General features: G+C 47.1%; 13 protein-coding genes and 1 pseudogene. 5 read left to right on the top strand and 9 right to left on the bottom strand.

Features of this window, described 5'->3' with window-relative positions; genetic code table 11:
• Positions 1-109 precede the first annotated feature (109 nt).
• From cydC to KI350_RS07420, 4 genes are read right to left on the bottom strand one after another with little or no spacing between them, the layout of a single operon-like run.
• Entirely contained in the window at positions 110-1,861 is a 1,752-nt protein-coding gene (cydC, locus tag KI350_RS07435) for a thiol reductant ABC exporter subunit CydC (protein WP_065644393.1), read from the bottom strand.
• Positions 1,858-3,582 carry a thiol reductant ABC exporter subunit CydD gene (cydD, locus tag KI350_RS07430; RefSeq protein WP_065644392.1) on the bottom strand — a complete coding sequence of 575 codons (1,725 nt, stop codon included), beginning with the start codon at positions 3,580-3,582 and terminating at the stop codon, positions 1,858-1,860. Before cydD ends, cydC begins: the two co-directional genes overlap by 4 nt.
• The gene (gene cydB / locus KI350_RS07425; protein ID WP_065644391.1) at positions 3,582-4,598 is read right to left on the bottom strand and encodes a cytochrome d ubiquinol oxidase subunit II; all 1,017 of its coding nucleotides are present in this window, start codon (positions 4,596-4,598) and stop codon (positions 3,582-3,584) included. Before cydB ends, cydD begins: the two co-directional genes overlap by 1 nt.
• Positions 4,585-5,991, bottom strand: coding sequence for a cytochrome ubiquinol oxidase subunit I (locus KI350_RS07420; protein WP_065644390.1), 1,407 nt, complete (start codon positions 5,989-5,991; stop codon positions 4,585-4,587). Before KI350_RS07420 ends, cydB begins: the two co-directional genes overlap by 14 nt.
• A gap of 791 nt (positions 5,992-6,782) precedes the next feature.
• Between KI350_RS07420 and KI350_RS07415 the strand changes: the two genes are divergently transcribed.
• Entirely contained in the window at positions 6,783-7,571 is a 789-nt protein-coding gene (locus tag KI350_RS07415; RefSeq protein ID WP_065644388.1) for a formate/nitrite transporter family protein, read from the top strand.
• An 84-nt stretch (positions 7,572-7,655) separates the two neighbouring features.
• Positions 7,656-8,044 (top strand): annotated as a pseudogene (locus tag KI350_RS07410) (DUF1259 domain-containing protein).
• Positions 8,045-8,061: 17 nt separating this feature from the next.
• Here the strand turns inward: KI350_RS07410 and KI350_RS07405 are convergent.
• From KI350_RS07405 to KI350_RS07390, 4 genes are all read right to left on the bottom strand, one after another.
• A complete protein-coding gene (locus tag KI350_RS07405) occupies positions 8,062-9,393 on the bottom strand; it encodes an NAD-dependent malic enzyme (RefSeq protein ID WP_065644386.1) in 1,332 nt (443 codons plus the stop codon).
• 34 nt (positions 9,394-9,427) lie between these two features.
• A complete protein-coding gene (gene nhaC, locus KI350_RS07400) occupies positions 9,428-10,825 on the bottom strand; it encodes a Na+/H+ antiporter NhaC (protein ID WP_065644385.1) in 1,398 nt (465 codons plus the stop codon).
• A gap of 244 nt (positions 10,826-11,069) precedes the next feature.
• Positions 11,070-12,497: an aspartate ammonia-lyase gene (aspA, locus tag KI350_RS07395; protein ID WP_065644384.1), complete on the bottom strand. Its 1,428-nt coding sequence runs from the start codon at positions 12,495-12,497 to the stop codon at positions 11,070-11,072.
• A 22-nt stretch (positions 12,498-12,519) separates the two neighbouring features.
• A complete protein-coding gene (locus KI350_RS07390; protein ID WP_065644383.1) occupies positions 12,520-13,509 on the bottom strand; it encodes an asparaginase in 990 nt (329 codons plus the stop codon).
• Positions 13,510-13,724: 215 nt separating this feature from the next.
• Here KI350_RS07390 and KI350_RS07385 point away from each other — a divergent pair, with 215 nt between their 5' ends.
• Positions 13,725-14,072 carry a helix-turn-helix domain-containing protein gene (locus tag KI350_RS07385; RefSeq protein ID WP_020453443.1) on the top strand — a complete coding sequence of 116 codons (348 nt, stop codon included), beginning with the start codon at positions 13,725-13,727 and terminating at the stop codon, positions 14,070-14,072.
• An 85-nt stretch (positions 14,073-14,157) separates the two neighbouring features.
• Here KI350_RS07385 and KI350_RS07380 read toward each other — a convergent pair whose 3' ends face one another.
• Entirely contained in the window at positions 14,158-15,204 is a 1,047-nt protein-coding gene (locus tag KI350_RS07380; RefSeq protein WP_065644382.1) for a lactonase family protein, read from the bottom strand.
• A gap of 205 nt (positions 15,205-15,409) precedes the next feature.
• Between KI350_RS07380 and KI350_RS07375 the strand changes: the two genes are divergently transcribed.
• Both KI350_RS07375 and KI350_RS07370 read left to right on the top strand, forming a co-directional pair.
• Entirely contained in the window at positions 15,410-16,099 is a 690-nt protein-coding gene (locus tag KI350_RS07375) for a response regulator transcription factor (RefSeq protein WP_020453445.1), read from the top strand.
• Positions 16,096-17,076 carry a sensor histidine kinase gene (locus KI350_RS07370; protein ID WP_023856939.1) on the top strand — a complete coding sequence of 327 codons (981 nt, stop codon included), beginning with the start codon at positions 16,096-16,098 and terminating at the stop codon, positions 17,074-17,076. The genes KI350_RS07375 and KI350_RS07370 overlap by 4 nt, the downstream gene beginning before the upstream one ends.
• Positions 17,077-17,288: the final 212 nt, after the last annotated feature.

Genomic DNA, 17,288 nt, shown 5'->3' with positions numbered 1-17,288 from the left:
TGAATCATACCCTTCACCGCTCTTTAACATGCAAAATAAAAGCAGTTGATGAGCGGGCCATATAAAAAAGACAGCTTCGCGGCTTGAAGCTGTCTTTTGCGGTTTTCTACTAAGAAAGCCGGCCGACAGGCGCATCCAGACGATAAAGTCTTGAATAGCGCGGATTGTTTTTCAAAAGCTGCTGATGGCTCCCTGCCATTACAAGCTTCCCTTTGTCTAAAAAAAGAAGCCGGTCGGCCGCTTCGGCTCCTGCCAAATGGTGTGTAATCCATAGAACCGTCTTTCCATCAAGCACTTGAAACATCGTTGCTAGAAGCTCTTTCTCTGTTTTAGGATCAAGACCTATGGTCGGTTCATCCAATACAACGATTGGCGCATTCTGCAGCAGAATCCGCGCCAATGCAATCCGCTGACGTTCTCCGCCTGAAAAACGGATGCCCGTTTCTTGAACAGATGTATGATATCCTGCGGGAAGAGACTGAATATAATCGTGAAGCTTCACCTGGCGCGCCGCCCAATACACGTCCTCATCGCTCGCGTCAGGGTTTCCGAGCCTGATATTATTCAAAACCGTCGTATCAAACAGATGCGGCTGCTGATTAAAAACGGAGACTGCGCGTGAGATTTCTCCCTGCAGAGACTGCGCAGAAATGCCGTTCAATGTAATGTTTCCTTTAGAAGGAGCGAGCGCCCCTTGTATCAACGACAAGATCGTCGATTTACCAGCGCCGCTCGGCCCGAGCAACGCGGTCTTTTCCCCCTGTTTTAATATAAATGAAACACCGTCCAACACCGGATGGCCTTCTTCATAAGAAAAAGAAACATCTTCAAAGCGAAGGGTGACATCATCCAAACCTACGGCCTCCGCCCGTTCCTGCTGAACAGCGGCTCCAATTTCTTCCCTTTTCGACGGCTCAAGCCCGTCCATTCTTTCTAAAGAATCCTGATACTCAGGGATTGACGCCGCTGCGTCTGAAAGCGGAAAGAAAGCTTCTGTCAAAGGAAACACAACAAGGGCAAACGCCGCAATAAACACAGGAGCCAAGGCGCCTTCCGCGCTTTGTCCGCCCGCCCATATCAACATCAGAAGAACAAGTCCTGCCGCCAGGCATTGCATGGCAAAGTCCCTCCAACGACTGAAGCGTATCCGTTTCTTTTCGATCGCCAACCATTCCTGTTCTGCCGCTTCATACGCATGGACGAAGTCGTTTTGCCGGCCGCTGAAAACCCAGTCGCTCACGCCCATGACAGCATCTGTCAACTGACGGTACAAGAGGCTTCGTCCTCTTTTCAGCGCAACATTTTTCGCCCTTGTCACAAGCAGGGAAACAAGCGGAACAAGAAACACGAAAACCGCGGCATAGATCGCGATCAGCCCTGCAAAAGGCCATGAAAAAAAGCCGATAGCAGTGATGAATACGCCATATAAAAGAAGCGCCGACAGCCCGGGAAATACCGTTCTCAAGTACATGTCCTGCAAATGCTCAACATCGTCGGCCAACATGCCGAGCATATCCCCCGTCCGGAAGCGTTCACGCCATTTTAAAGCTTGAGGTTCCAGCATCCTGTAAAGCCTGACGCGCATATCGGATAAAATTTTCAAGATGATATGGTGTCCGGTCAACCGCTCAACATAGCGCGACACCGAGCGCAGAATCCCGAAGGTGCGGACCGCTACGATCGGGACATAGATCATCAAAACATTTTCCGGACGCGTAGCCGCTTTGGATATTAAATAACCGGAGGTAAACATGAGAGCTGCAGCCGAGCATGCCGTCAATCCGCCAAGCAACACGACAATGATCAAAAGCTTTATATTTTTCTTGATATAGGGCAGTATCCACCCGTCTTCATTGTTCATGATGCACCTCCAAACGACTGCGCCTGCACGAGCTCGTAATAAACGCCCCGCTTTTCGATCAGTTCTTGATGTGTACCGGTTTCAGCCACCTGCCCATCCTTCAGCACGATGATTTCATCCATATCAAGCATCCAGTGAAGACGATGGGTTGCCAAAAAAACCAGCTTGTCTTCAAACAGTTTCAGCATCGTTTTTTTCAACTCGTATTCTGTTTCGATATCCAAGTGAGCGGTCGGCTCATCTAAAAGGAGAATCGGACGGTTGCCCAGGAAAGCCCGGGCAACGGCTGTGCGCTGCGCCTGTCCGCCGCTTAATGCCCTCCCGCCTTCACCGATCCGCTCTTCTAAGCCGGACGGAAGCTGATCAATCAGCTCCGTCAGCCCGGCGGCTCTTGCTGCCAGTTCAACTTCTTCGTCAGAAGCGCCGGGATGATAAAAACGGATATTGGCTCCGAGCGTATCCGGAAAGATATAGGGATGCTGCGGAATATACAGGAGCTGATTTTGCCAGCTGTCCGTCTGCAAATGCGTCCTCTCTTTTCCCCCGACTTTGATCACGCCGCTTTTCGTTTCCAAGAAACCGCCGAGCACATCGATAAGCGTAGATTTTCCGGCACCGCTTTCCCCGATGATTCCGATTTTTTTCTTTCCTTTAAACGATAGAGAAATGCCGGATAAAGAGGAGTTTTCCTCCTCATCATGCCGCACCTCTACATGCTTGAACTCGATTTGATCGTCGTCTGACCATCGCTCAAGATCCAAAGGCTCCTCATCCTTGAAACCGGGCGACTCCAATATCGCCTTGATCGCTTTACCGGCTTCCCGGCCGTTCAATGTAGCATGATAGTCATTGCCGACTTCCCGGACTGGGAGAAAAAACTCAGGCGCAAGAATCAGAATGGCAAGCGCCGGCTCCAGCATGATGGTGCCGTCAACAAGACCGAGACCGAGAAAAACGGCTACGGTTGCCACGGACAGCATGGTGAAAAAATCAAGTGCAAACGAAGACAGAAAGGCAATTTTAAGCGTGCCCATCGTCGCCTTCCTGTACCGTTCGCTCACATGAAAAATATTCTTCGTATGTGAACGGCTCATGCCCAGCACTTTCAATGTTTCCAGGCCGCGCAAGGAATCAGTAAAATGATTTGAAAGCATCTCATACGTCTTCCACTGGCTGTCCGCTTTTCTTTTTGCCGCATAGCCGAGAAGGATCATAAATGCGATTAAAATCGGCAGCGTAATCATTAAGACTGCAGCGGAGGATGTGTCTTTAAAAAAGACATAACAGACAACCGCCGGCGGTATAACGGCCATGCTGATCATTTTCGGCAAAAACAGCTCCAAATAGCGGCGAAACTGCGCAATTCCTTCCATCGCGAGTGTGACGACGTGACCTGTTCCTTCTTTTCTCGCCAGTCTGGGGCCGGATTGGAAAAGCTTCTCCAAAAACTTTTTCCTTAGGTCGGCCCCCGTCTTGGCGGCATAATCAAAAATCAGCCTTTGCCTGACAAGGGTCACGGCGTGGCGGAATAAAAAAGCGGCGGTAAATAAGATGATCAGCGGAACAAGCGAACCGACCCGCTCGCCGTTAAAAAGGCGGGTCACCGCTTCAGCAAGCCATTCGGCCTGCATGATAATAGCTGCGCCTTGCATGCATGTCAGTACGGTGAGTGCTGCAAGAATTCGCTTCATTCCTTTATATTGCAAAAGATCTTTTCCCATTAATAAATCATTGGCTCCTTACTGCTGACCCGTTTTCGAAAAACATAGTAGCTCCAGATCTGATAGCCCAGCACGAACGGAAGCAGTGACAGCGCGACGATCGTCATCACTTTTAAAGAATAGTCTCCTGATGAAGCATTATAAACCGTTAAATCATATGCGCTTTTGACCGAGCTGATCATGACGCGCGGGAACAGCGCAGTGAAAATCGTCGCCACTGTGAGGGCGATCCCTGCCCCTGTCATAGCAAATGTCCAGCCGTCGTGTTTTTGTTTCATAAATACGATCGACAGCACATAGCAAACGACAATCAGAGCCGCAAGCGGTATCGTTACATGTCCCCTGCCCGTGAACAAGTCCGTTTCAAAAATGGATAAAGCAACAAAGGCAACAAGCGCCGCCAAAACGGCGAATACGATTTTTTTGGCCAGCTGTCTTGCCCGGTCGCGCAAATCGGCTTCCGTTCTCAATGTAATAAAGATCAGGCCGTGCAGCAGGCAGAGAAGCGTAACGGTGACTCCCCCTGTCACGGAATAGACGTTCACATAATCAGTAAAACCGGCGTGCAGATTCATATCGGCATCGATCGGCATGCCGCGCAAGATGCTGGTAAACAAAACACCGAACAAAAACGGGGGTAGGATGCTGCCGAAAAATACGACCCAATCCCATGTTTTCTTCCATTTTGCGGTTTCGACTTTTCCTCTAAATTCAAACGCGACCCCGCGGCCGATCAATGCAAGAAGAACAAAGACAAACGGAATGTAATATCCGCTGAACATCGTGGCATACCAGTTCGGAAAAGCCGCGAAAATCGCGCCTCCCCCAGTCAGCAGCCAGACTTCATTGGCATCCCAGAAAGGGCCGATCGTATTGATCATCACCCTCCGTTCAAGCTCGTTGCGTCCGAGAAACCGGGTCGCCATTCCGACGCCGAAATCAAAGCCTTCAAGAAAGAAAAAACCGATGAACAGCACAGCGACTAATATAAACCAAAGTTCATTAAGAGATACCATGGTAAACCTCCTGATCAAACGGGTCTGTCGATACGGAATCATCATGATGGTGGTCATGGTGTGCAGCCCCTTTTTTAATCTCCCGCACAAACAAGTAGACAAGAACGAGCGCCAGTACAAGATAAATCGCTGTAAACGCGATGACGGAAAACAGCAGCATTCCCGCTGATACGTTCGGCGACACGGACTGCGCCGTTGTCAAAATACCGAACACCGTCCACGGCTGGCGTCCGATTTCAGTCATGATCCACCCCGCCGTATTTGCAATGAATGGAAAGGCGATCAAAGCTACCATCGTCCGCAAAAACCATTTGCTTGTTTCAAGTCTTTTGCGGAAGCTGAGATAGAGGCCAGTCAAAGCGGCAACGATCATTAAAAGTCCTGAACCGGCCATGATTCTGAAACTCCAGAACGTCGTTTTCACCGGCGGAATATAATTTCCTTCTCCGTATTTTTCTTCATATTGCTTTTGCAGCGTCTTCATTCCGGGCACATCGCCGCTGAATTGTTTATAAGCCAAATAGCTGAGCGCATACGGGATGCTGAGCTCTGATTTGTTTTCCTGCTTGTCCGCGTCAATGTTCGCAAGCACCGTCCAAGCTGCCGGATCGCCGCTGTCATCCCAAAGCGCTTCGCTGGCAGCCATTTTCATCGGCTGGCTCTTCATCAGATGCTGGGCCTGCTCATGTCCGCTGAACGCTACGCCGATGCCCGAAACAAGCGCCACAATCATCGCGATTTGAAAGGATTTTTTAAAAAAGAGCAATTCCTGTTTTTTCAGCATTTTATACGCGCTGACACCGGCAATGAAAAACGCCCCGGTGGCAAGCGCACCGAAAATGACGTGCGGAAATTCAACCCATAGCTGCGGGTTTTTAATAATCGCCAAGAAATCGGTCATTTCCGCGCGGCCGTTTTTGATCGCGAATCCGACAGGCTCCTGCATAAACGAGTTGGCCGCCAAAATCCAAAACGCCGACATGATCGTTCCAAGCGAAACAAGCCAGATGGACAGCAAATGGATCTTCTTCGGAAGCCGGTCCCAGCCGAATATCCACAAACCGATAAACGTCGATTCCATAAAGAAAGCGAGCAGCGCTTCCACCGCGAGCGGAGCGCCGAATACATCACCGACAAAGCGGGAGTACTCCGACCAGTTCATTCCGAACTGAAATTCCTGTAAAATCCCGGTGACCACACCGACTGCAAAATTAATTAAAAATAAGTGCCCCCAAAATTTAGCCATCGTTCTGTAAATGTCTTTTTTCTTTACGACATAAAGAGTTTCCATTAAAGCAACCATAAAGACAAGCCCGATTGACATCGGCACAAAAATAAAGTGAAAGATCGTTGTTGAAGCAAATTGAAATCTTGCCAAAATGAGTTCGTCCACTGTTCCAGTCTCCTCCTCTTTGTTCTAGCCGGACCCGTTGTCGAATGGGCATCACCCTTGCTCAAAGTTTCACATGAATTTTATGAATATGATCACAGACAAAAGGGTGACCTCGGCCCACATTGATGTTCTGTTATTATCCGGATGGTTATTTATACCTGTACTTTACCGCGAATTCCTTCTTAAATAAAGTACATATTCCCTAATTTATGGATGCCATTGTGACAATTATACGAAGAAATTATAGCTATTTTGTGACGCGGTGGTTAACAAGTACTAAATGAGAATGAGAAAAATGCCCCTCATTCCCGCGGAGCATTTCATCATTCAACATTTGCGATTCTCTGTGCAAAGCCTTGCGGGTCAAAAGAATACCGTGATATGCAATCAAACAAATTCGGCGCTTTTCTTCAGTTTGAAAACGCCTGACGGAAAGTCCTGCTATTTTGTCCAATCTGTGAAATCTCCCTTCAACCTTCTGCGCACGTCCTTCATCTATGCCTTCATGCAGCACCTGCTGACTGCATTGCGCATTTACTTGCTTGCTGCCGTATCCCTCCCTGTACAGCTATCTTTGAAACATCGCTCCCTCAGGCTTTAACGAATGGATGGAATATTTATGACTTAAAAATAAACAATAACGATACCCTGTTTATTCTATGAAAATCGAACCATACATTTGTTCAAACAAAATACACAAAATTTGTGAAATGTTTCACAATATCCTGCTATACTTAGGTTGTATTTATGATAGATACTTCTTAAGTAAACACTTGATGGTGGTGGAAAACATGGAATCAAAATCACTTGTTCTTGTCGAAGAGCTTGCCTTAAAAAAGCAAAGTATCTTTATGCAAAGCCCGCTTCGTTATCTTTTACGGGCTATGCTGGCCAGTATGTTTATCGGGTTCGGCGTCATTGTAGCGTTTAAAACGGGGAATCTCTTTTATGTTGAACATTCTCCGTTCACATATCCAATTGCAGCAATCACGTTCGGGGGCGCCATTATTCTAATCGTCTATGGCGGAGGAGATTTATTTACGGGAAATACATTTTATTATACATTGGCTGCGCTTCGTAAAAAAATGCGTTGGCCCACTGTTATCAAGCTGTGGATGTTCAGCTATGCAGGGAATTTAATGGGCGCCGTGTTTTTCGCAGGCCTCATCTTTGCGACCGGTTTATTTAAAGATTCTTCTTCCACCGGCTTTATTCTTAGCGTGGCGGAGCATAAAATGAATACGCCGGTGACCGAATTGTTTTTCAAAGCGATTTTGTGTAACTGGCTTGTCTGCCTTGCGTTCTTTGTTCCGATGGCGCAAAAAGGAGACGGAGCGAAAATGTTCTCTATGATGCTGTTTGTTTTTACTTTCTTTATTTCCGGTTATGAACACAGCATCGCGAACATGGCCACTTTTGCCGTCTCCCTGGTGACCGAGCATCCGGATACGATTTCGATTGCAGGTGCAATCCATAACTTGATCCCGGTAACTCTCGGGAACCTGATCGGAGGCGCGTTTATGATGGGCTTCATGTACCACTATGCAAACAAGCCGGGCGGTGAAGAAATCATCAAATAAAAGGATCGTCCATTTTTAAAGGATTCTAAATATGCAGGTTCCCTTCATAAAATCGTGGTAACTTTAAAAATGGAGGTTCAGCAGATGCAAAATTTTCATTCGCTTTGCCGACAGTTTGGACATATTTTAAATGGGGAGCCGCACATTGAACACGGTGTCTGTTCTGTCGCATCAAACGGAATTTGCGCATCACGATTCAAGGAAGACCAAGCCGGGGAGTCGGCATGGAAGAAGTCATGTTCGAGTCGCTCGATCAAAACGGAATCGCCTTGAATATGGCCGAAGTCGCAATTTTGCCTGAAGAAATTCCGCTGTTTACAAAAAAGCTTGTCGATCAAGGCATCATTATCAGCGCTCTCCACAATCATTGGATTTTTACAAAACCGAATATTTTATATATTCATTTTCAATCTGTAGAACCGCCGCTAACATTCGCAAGAAAAACAGCTGCCGCTTTATCCGTATTGCGATAAAGCAGCAGCTGTTTTCTTTATCCGTTCATTTTTCCCATCTCTGAAAGTGCGACCCTTTCGACTGCTTTGGCCACAATTTCGTGAACGTCAGGATTCAGCGGATCAGGCACGAGATCGCCTTGTTTTGTGCAGGATGCGATCGCTTCGGCGGCCGCGACCAGCATCGGGTGGCTGATCGATTCCGCTCCAGCATTTAACACGCCCCTGAAAATACCGGGGAACCCCAGCACATTGTTGACAGACCGTCCATCCGCAGCATAGGCTGCCCCGGCCTCGAGCGCATCCTCAGGCTCAATCTCCGGCTTCGGATTGGACAGAGCCAAAATTACCTGGCCTTCCCGAACCCATTTCTTATTGATCAATCCCGGAACACCGGTTGTCGCGACGATGATATCGCAGCTTTCCATCAATTCTTCGATGCTTTCAGCCGCATGGCCGCCATAGTTCTCCAAACGCGCCATCGCCTCAAGCGATTTATCCGTTCCGACGACACGTTTTACCCCATATGCCATAAACATTCTGCAGATCGCGACCCCTGCCGCACCCAGGCCGATTTGGCCGACATGGGCCTGCTTCAGATCGACCCCTGCACTCTTGGCGGCTGAAATGGCGGCCGCCAGCGTCACCACCGCAGTACCGTGCTGGTCGTCATGCATGACCGGAATATTCAGGTCGTTTTTCAGACGCTCTTCGATTTCAAAACAATGCGGTGAACCGATGTCTTCAAGCAAAATACCGCTAAATCCGGGCGCGATGTTTTTAACCGTCTGCACGATTTCGTCAGGATCATTCGTGTCGAGCAGAATCGGTACCCCGCTGATGTCCGCAAGCTGGTCGAAAAGTGCGGCCTTCCCTTCCATAACAGGCATTCCCGCCACAGGCCCAATGTCTCCCAAGCCAAGGATGGCCGTACCGTCCGTGACAATTGCAACCGAATTGCCGATGCCTGTATAGATATTCGCTTTTTGCGGCTCTTCTTTAATCAGCTCGCACACATTTGCGACACCCGGCGTATACACCCGCCGCAGATCTGCGAGCGAGCGAATCGGCATCTTGCTTTTCATGCGGATTTTGCCGCCTTCATGTGCAGCCAGCACGTCATCTGAAACGGTATGAAGATGGATGCCTTCTTTTAAGTTGCGGATCACTTCAAGGATCTCGGTAAGCTGTTCTTCATGCTCAACTTGAACCGTAATGTTCCGCATCGTATAATTCGGCCCCACCTTGATCGTTTCAACCTCTCCGATATCACCGCCGGCAAGGCCGATCGCCGTTGTCACCTTTCCAAGGTTTCCGGGTGCTGAAGGGATTTCCAGCATCAAATTCCGAATAATATTGTTGCCATTCATAACAGAATACCTCCATCAATTGTTTTAAAATCGGCTACTGAACCGGCGAGTCTTTTTTATCGGTGTACCAAATAAATTTACCTGTGTATCCGTACAAAATCGCAAGGCCGATTGAAACGAAGCTCAGCCACATGAACGGCAGATAAGAGAAGGTGGAAACGCCGAGAATCCCCGCCATATATATGCCGTTGTCTGACCACGGCACCATGCCCGACGTCATCGTACCGCCGACTTCCGCGTTCCTGGATAGCACCCTCCGGTCAATTCCGAGCTTGTCATAGCTTTTCTCCATAATTTTCGGTGTTAAAATGAGCGAGACGTACATCGCGCAGCCGAACACATTCGCCAGGAAAGCGACGATAATCGTCGAGAATGTGACGTTGCCGGCAGAAGTCAGCTTTTGCTGGAACTTGGAGACGATCACTTTTAAAACGCCTAAGTGCTCCAAAAGGCCGCCAAAGCCCAGACCGAGAATGATAACGACGACCGAACCGAGCATGCCTTGAATTCCTCCGCGGTTTAAGAGCTCGTCCATAAATTTGATCCCGGTGTTGATGGAAAATCCGTCATATGCCGTGCCAAGTGCAGTCGCAAAATTCATGCCTTGGAAGACTGCAGCCCAGATCGCCCCCAAAAGTGCGCCGATCGCGATCGTCGGCACAGACGGCTTTCTCATCGCCAAAAGAACGATGACGATAACAGCCGGAACAAGCATCCAAATATGAATATCAAACGTGTTTTGCAAAGAAGTTTTCAAAAATTCGACTTTCTGCAAATCGACATTTCGGCCGCCGTACATAAACCCGGTAATGGTGAACAACACCGCCGTGATCAAATAAGCGGGAACCGACAAATACAACATCGCTCTGACATGGGTAATCACTTCGACCTTTGAAAGGGATGACGCAAGCACTGTACTATCGGATAGCGGTGATAATTTATCTCCGAAATAGGCTCCGGACAGCACGGCTCCGGCTACAAGCGGAAGCGGAAGCCCCAGCCCTTCACCGATTGCCATCATGGCGATCCCGGCCGTTCCTACAGTACCCCAAGATGTACCTGTGGCCACAGAGGTGATCGAACAAATAATGAGCGTGGCAAGCAGGAATATGCTCGGGTGGATAAACTCAAGCCCGTAATAAATCAAAGTCGGCACAACACCGCCGGCTATCCATGTGCCGATCAGAGCGCCGACGGCAATCAGGATCAATATCGCTTCGAGTCCGTTTGAAATTCCTTTTGTAATCGATTTTTGCAAATCTTCATACCGGTGCCCCAAACGCAGACCGAGCAAAATCACTAAAAACCATGAAATAAACAATGCCAGCTGAATCGGCAGATGGAATTTGACTGTAAATGAACAAACTATCGCTAAAAATGCACCTAATACACAAATGATTTCCAACATTGATGGCAACCGTGCTGTTTTCAACCTAAATCCCCCTTAATTATTGAAACGCTTTCAAAATAAACTACATAAAAATAGCAATCTGCTTCAATTTTTTCTTAAAAATTTAACTAACAACGAACAGTATACCATGAAAAAGGCTAATGCGGTACCACTTCACCGCTGTTATCCTTTCTCTTCATAAAGTTATTGAAGGAAAGCGAAAACACTCTGTGTTTCTATCCCGGTAAAATGCTTCAGAGTGTTTTCGCGTACTGTTTTTTCCAGCTTAATCCCGATTTAAAAGTTCAGCCCCGGCAATCCCCGGTTTTGTCATTTCATAAGGATTCAAAATCAGATCAAGCTCTTCTTCTGTCAACACATCATTTTGAAGACAGAGATCGCGGACGGATTGCCCTGTTAAAATCGCTTCTCTCGCAATTCTTGCAGCTGCTTCGTAGCCAAGATGCGGGTTGACAGCAGTAATGACGCCTGCGCTTTTTTCTACATATGCCTTTAAGCGTTTTTCATTCGCTTCAATTCCTGCTACACAGTGATCGGTGAACGAACGGAATCCGTTGTTCATGATGCTGATGGATTGCAGGAGATTAAAGACGAGCACAGGCTCCATCACATTCAGTTCGAGCTGTCCGGCTTCAGAAGCGAGACAGATCGTATTGTCGTTTCCGATCACTTGGAATGCGATTTGGTTGATCAGCTCAGCCATAACCGGATTGACTTTCCCCGGCATGATGGATGAACCCGGCTGTCTTGCCGGAAGAGAAATCTCGGCAAGTCCTGCGCGCGGACCTGATGCCATCAACCGAAGGTCGTTGGCGATTTTCGACATGTTCATCATGCATACTTTTAATGCAGCTGAAACTTCTGTGTACGCGTCCGTATTTTGCGTCGCATCCACCAGATGGTCGGCGCCGACTAGCGGAAGACCGCTGATCTCAGCCAAGTGCTTGACAACATTTTCAATATAGCGCGGATCCGCGTTCAATCCCGTTCCAACCGCGGTAGCGCCCATATTGACTTCATACAGATGCTGGCGCGATTGTTTAATCCGTTTGATGTCGCGTTCGATCACGCGGCTGTAGGCTTCAAATTCCTGCCCAAGGCGGATCGGCACGGCGTCTTGAAGATGTGTGCGGCCCATTTTAATGACGTGGTCAAAGTCGCGCGCTTTTTTCTTAAACGCGTCAAGCATGTATTCCATTGTGTCCAGCAGCTTTTCCAGCTGCTTGAGCGTTGAAATGTGAATCGCCGTCGGGAATACGTCGTTTGTCGATTGAGACATGTTGACGTGCGTATTCGGACTCAGGTGAATATATTCGCCTTTCTTGTGGCCGAGCAGTTCAAGTGCACGGTTTCCGATGACTTCGTTCGCGTTCATATTCATTGAAGTGCCTGCGCCGCCTTGAATCGGATCAACGATGAATTGATCGTGCAACTTTCCTTCAAGGATCTCATCAGCGGCTTGGACGATGGCATCTCCAAGGCCTTTATAAAGACGTTTTGTCTCCATGTTGGCAAGCGCGGCCGCTTTTTTCACTACTGCCAGCGCCTTGATCATTTCTTCGTGGATTTTATATCCTGTAATCGGAAAGTTCTCCGCTGCCCGCAATGTCTGAATACCGTAGTAGACATCGGCCGGAATCTTCTTTTCTCCGAGAAAATCCTTTTCCGTCCGGTATGTCATTTCAGCTTTCATTTTTTAACCCTGCTTTCTTTTTTTAGATGATGATATCGTCTGCAATTGGCGTTTCCATAATCTTTTTGACTTCAGCTTGTTGTCCGGTTTTTCCTAATGCCCACATCAGCTTCGGAACGATCGCTTCGGTGTTCATATTCCTCGAGCGAATGATTGCATCCTGGTTTACCTTGCGGCCGACCTCGTAAATGCTCATATCCTCTCCTTCTTCAAGGCATTGCGTCGTAATCGCTACGACTACTCCGGAATCGATCAGCTCGTTCACTTTTTCTAAAATGTTTCTTTTCTCAAAAGGAATGCCGCCGCTTCCGTAGCTCTCAATCACAATACCTTTATATGAACCTTTCAGACAATCAAAAAACTCAGGCTTTAAGCCGGGATGAAGCTTCACCAGACAAACATCGGTATTTAAGGAAGTATCGAGTTTCAAAGCGCCTGGCTTCACTTCGGGAATCCGTTTGTTATACTCGATCTCCTTGTCATGAATGAAAGCAACGTAAGGATAATTGATGCTTTCAAATGCATCGTAGCTTTTCGTTCTTAATTTGATCGCTCTCGTGCCTAAAATGACGCGGCCGTCAAAGACGACGTAAACTCCGCCGATACCGTCGCACGCGAAGCGGACCGCATCTTTAATATTTTTTTTCGCATCCGTTTTTTTAAATGTAATCGGAACTTGGGAACCCGTAATTGCAACAGGCTTATCAATATTCTGCAGCATGTATGAAAGCGCCGCCGAGGTGTAGGCCATCGTATCGGTTCCGTGCGTGATCACAAATCCGTCGTAGCGGCTGTAATTCTCATATACAGCCTCAGCCATCATCACCCAATGTTCAGGCTGCATGTTGGTGCTGTCTATATCCATTAAAGATTGGCAATCTATCGTATAATGAGAATGGTCATCAGATAAATAGTTGAGAAGCTCTTCCGCTTTAACCCCCGGAGCCAGTCCGTTTTCGCCTTCTACTGAAGCGATGGTCCCGCCGGTGGTCAACAGCAGTAACTTTTTCATGTGCTACACCTCTTTAAGAAGTAGTTTTATACAGTATAAAGCAAGATCTATTTTAGCAAAGAAGGCTTGATACATCAGGAATGTATACGCTTTATGCGTACCTTCAATGCAATTATAGTCCTCAAATGTGAAATAATCAAGAAACTTTATTCATTTCGCGTACGCTTTTGCTGATAATGTGCTATAATCACTGTGTATTAAAAGGAGCGTAAGATATGAATTTAGATCGATTAACAACACTGAGAAAAAATAAAAAATGGTCATTGCAATATACTGCCGACCGCCTCGGTATTGCGAAAAGCACTTACGCGGGCTATGAATCGGGCTACCGCCGCCCTTCTTTAGAGGCGCTTATCGAAATCGCTGATTTATTCAATACTTCCACCGATTTTTTGCTTGGCAGAGTTGACGATCCCCGGGATGAAAAGGCTAAAAACGAAGCCATTGAACTGACGGAGTGGGATAAGCTCAAGCTGGCAGTCGACGGGACGCTTCTTTCCGAAGAAGAAATCAAGCAGATGGTTGCGTTTATCAAGGTCAAAAAAGAGCTGGATGCGGGGTAAAATGACAGCGGTTAACCGCATGCTGCAAGTGTTATAAAAAGAAAAAACTTGACTGGCTAAAAAGGCCAATCAAGTTTTTTTACTTTTATTGATGTAAAAATTTAACGCAAACCGCTTCAGGAGCAGGAACTCCGGACTGCAAAAGCGTCAGCCGGCCCGTTGTCCGGTCTCTTTCAAACAATGTCAATGTCCCTGTTTCCTGATTAGAAGCGATTAAAAATTGCTCTGAAGGATCAATCTCAAAGTCGCGCGGCCATTCCCCTTCAGTTGATACGTGTTCAACCAGGGAAAGTTCGCCCGAATACTCGTTGATGCTGAAGACGGCGATGCTGTCGTGTCCGCGGTTTGAAGCGTATACAAATTTGCCGTCTTTAGTGATGTGGATGGCGCCGCCTTGGCTCGCACCGTCAAACCCTTCCGGCAATGCCGAAATGACTTGAATCTCCCTGAATTCACCCAAATCGGGGTTGTATTCCAACACGATGACTTCATTGCTCAGCTCCGTTAATACATACGCATACTTTTCCTGCGGATGGAACTCGATATGTCTCGGCCCTGAGCCCGGTGCAACAGCGTGTTTTTTTACGGTTTCAAGCCGGTCCTCTTTCAATTGATACGTGATGATATGATCCGTTCCGAGATCGACGGCCACTGCATACTTCTCACCAGGTGTGAAACCGGAATAATGAGTATGCGCTTTTTCCTGTCTTTCATGCGGTCCTGATCCCTGATGCTGCACTTTTGCTGAAGGCTCAAGCAAGCCGCGGCTTTCATTTAAAGGGTATGCCATGATCGTCCCGCTGTGGTAATTGGCGGACAGAACATAACGGTTATTCTGATCGACGCTGACGTGGCAAGGTGACGGTCCTTCCCCGGCCTGCTGATTGACGAAAGTCAGCTCTCCTGTGGAACCGTCAACACGGTATGCGGCAACCCCGCCTTTATCGCCGTCTTTGACCACTGCATAGAGCATTTCATTGTCTTTGGCGATATTCAAATATGTCGGACTGCCCAGCTTTGCTGCCGGCTTTGGCGTGCTTAACGCCTTTTTTTCCGTATCAAGCTCAAATGTATAAATCCCTTCGCTGTCTGCTTTTGTATATGTTCCGATATAGCCTCTGTATTTTGCCATTTGATCCTCTCCTTTTTTGACAGTCGTCCATTCCTATTTTAACTCACAGAAACTGAATTATCATGATCTGGTATGCAAAAACCTTAAGCGCTCACATGAAAAAAAATTTTTTATGATATTCTTAACTTAAGAGACCTTCACTGCCGCTTTTATAATGGAATCGCTCATTTTCGGCAGCGGAGACTTGTTCATAGGAGTGTTCAAAATGACGAAAATCATGATTGTCGAGGACAGCGAAGACATTCGGAAGCTTTTATGCGATCATTTAGAAAAATACGGATACGAAACTGTTGCAGCTACTGATTTCACCTCTATCCTTGAAATGTTTCTCCAAGAGAAGCCCGATCTGATATTGCTTGACATCAATCTGCCGGCATACGACGGGTACTACTGGTGCCGGCAAATCCGCCAGCATTCGACTTGTCCGATCATTTTCATTTCAGCGAGAAGCGGAGAAATGGATCAGGTCATGGCGATTGAAAACGGCGGCGATGATTATATAGAAAAGCCTTTTTCCTATGAAGTGGTGCTCGCTAAAATTAAAGGCCAAATTCGCAGGGCATTTGGAGAATACGCCGTTAAGCAAGGAGAAAAAGTGATTGAATTTGAAGGCGTTCAGCTGTTTGTCGAACGATTTGAGCTGCGCTGCCGGGATGAGAAGCTCGAGCTTTCAAAAAAGGAAAGCAAACTCTTGGAAGTGCTGCTTGAAAGAGGAGAAAAAGTGACAAGCAGAGACCGGTTGATGGAGAAGACATGGGAAACCGATACATTTATAGATGAAAACACGTTAAATGTCTATATTACAAGGATTCGCAAAAAATTGCGAAGCATGGACGTGCCCTTCTCAGTTGAATCCGTGCGGGGCGAAGGGTATCAGCTGAGGGCGAAATCATGAAGCTGTTCCTAAAAAACCATGCCGTTCTCATTCTTCTGTTTCTTTTTCAGGGCGGATTCGTGTTTTTTTACTATTGGTTTGCCGGCATGCAGACTTTCACCCACCTTTTTTACATTCTCGGCGTTCAGCTTCTGGCGCTGGCGCTTTATCTTTCGTACAAATGGTATGAAGAACACAGAGTCTACCAGTGGCTCGGCTCAGAACAAAAAGATACAGAAATTCCTTTTTTGGGGACGGCTGAATTTTGCTCAGAGCTCTATGAAAAACATATGGAGCTGAGCCGGCTCCACCACCGCAAAATACATGAGATGGAGTCCAAGCTGGAAGACAGGGTAACCTACATGAATCAATGGGTGCATCAGGTGAAAACACCGCTTTCCGTCATCAATCTGATCATCCAGGAAGAGGACGAACCCGTTTTTAAACAAATCAAAAAAGAAGTCCAGCAGATTGAATACGGACTGGAAACACTCCTCTATTCATCAAGGCTTGACCTGTTTGAAAAGGATTTTAAAATTGAAGCCGTGTCACTTGGCGAGCTGCTTCATTCTCAGATTCAGCGCTATAAACGCTATTTTATACAGCATCGGGTCTATCCAAATAAACAGGTTCCCGCTGAAGACGCCGTTATTTACTCCGATCGCAAATGGCTCAAGTTTGCCGTTGGCCAGGTTATCACCAACGCTGTGAAGTATTCGTCAGGAAAAAGCGAACGCATCGATATGACGCTATTCCGTAATGGCGAACGCATCATCCTGGAAATCAAAGATTACGGAGTCGGAATTCCTTCACAAGATTTGAAAAGGGTATTTGAGCCTTATTACACCGGGGAAAACGGACGACGCTTTCAGGAATCAACGGGCATCGGCCTCTACCTTGTAAAAGAGATTGCGGAAAAGCTCAATCATGATGTGAGCATCGCTTCAGAAGAAGGGAAAGGAACGACTGTGCAATTTTCGTTCCTTACAAAAATGTAAGTCTTCTTTAATAAAACCGCATAGCTCATCCATATCCTCCTTGATATGATTTGTTTACACAAACAAACGTGGCAAGGAGGATTTTTTATTTGCAATCCAAGTTTATGAAAAGAATCGACACAATCGATGATACGCTTTATGCGGAATCATTTTTATGATCGACTTCAGGGCAGGCGGACCCTCAGCCATCTGATCGCCCAAATAAACGTCAC

Source organism: Bacillus sp. J41TS8 (assembly GCF_018333035.1).
GTDB classification, from domain to species: domain Bacteria; phylum Bacillota; class Bacilli; order Bacillales; family Bacillaceae; genus Bacillus; species Bacillus paralicheniformis.
Note: the sequence above shows the minus strand (reverse complement) of the source record. Positions and strands in the feature narration are given on the sequence as shown.

What these genes read in the sequence shown, in the direction of transcription:
- cydB (WP_065644391.1), bottom strand. Translation starts at nt 4,598, where the DNA reads ATGGTATCTCTTAATGAACTTTGGTTTATATTAGTCGCTGTGCTGTTC.
- KI350_RS07405 (WP_065644386.1), bottom strand. Translation starts at nt 9,393, where the DNA reads ATGAATGGCAACAATATTATTCGGAATTTGATGCTGGAAATCCCTTCA.
- KI350_RS07390 (WP_065644383.1), bottom strand. Translation starts at nt 13,509, where the DNA reads ATGAAAAAGTTACTGCTGTTGACCACCGGCGGGACCATCGCTTCAGTA.
- KI350_RS07415 (WP_065644388.1), top strand. Translation starts at nt 6,783, where the DNA reads ATGGAATCAAAATCACTTGTTCTTGTCGAAGAGCTTGCCTTAAAAAAG.
- KI350_RS07370 (WP_023856939.1), top strand. Translation starts at nt 16,096, where the DNA reads ATGAAGCTGTTCCTAAAAAACCATGCCGTTCTCATTCTTCTGTTTCTT.
- KI350_RS07385 (WP_020453443.1), top strand. Translation starts at nt 13,725, where the DNA reads ATGAATTTAGATCGATTAACAACACTGAGAAAAAATAAAAAATGGTCA.
- KI350_RS07375 (WP_020453445.1), top strand. Translation starts at nt 15,410, where the DNA reads ATGACGAAAATCATGATTGTCGAGGACAGCGAAGACATTCGGAAGCTT.
- aspA (WP_065644384.1), bottom strand. Translation starts at nt 12,497, where the DNA reads ATGAAAGCTGAAATGACATACCGGACGGAAAAGGATTTTCTCGGAGAA.
- cydD (WP_065644392.1), bottom strand. Translation starts at nt 3,582, where the DNA reads ATGGGAAAAGATCTTTTGCAATATAAAGGAATGAAGCGAATTCTTGCA.
- KI350_RS07380 (WP_065644382.1), bottom strand. Translation starts at nt 15,204, where the DNA reads ATGGCAAAATACAGAGGCTATATCGGAACATATACAAAAGCAGACAGC.
- cydC (WP_065644393.1), bottom strand. Translation starts at nt 1,861, where the DNA reads ATGAACAATGAAGACGGGTGGATACTGCCCTATATCAAGAAAAATATA.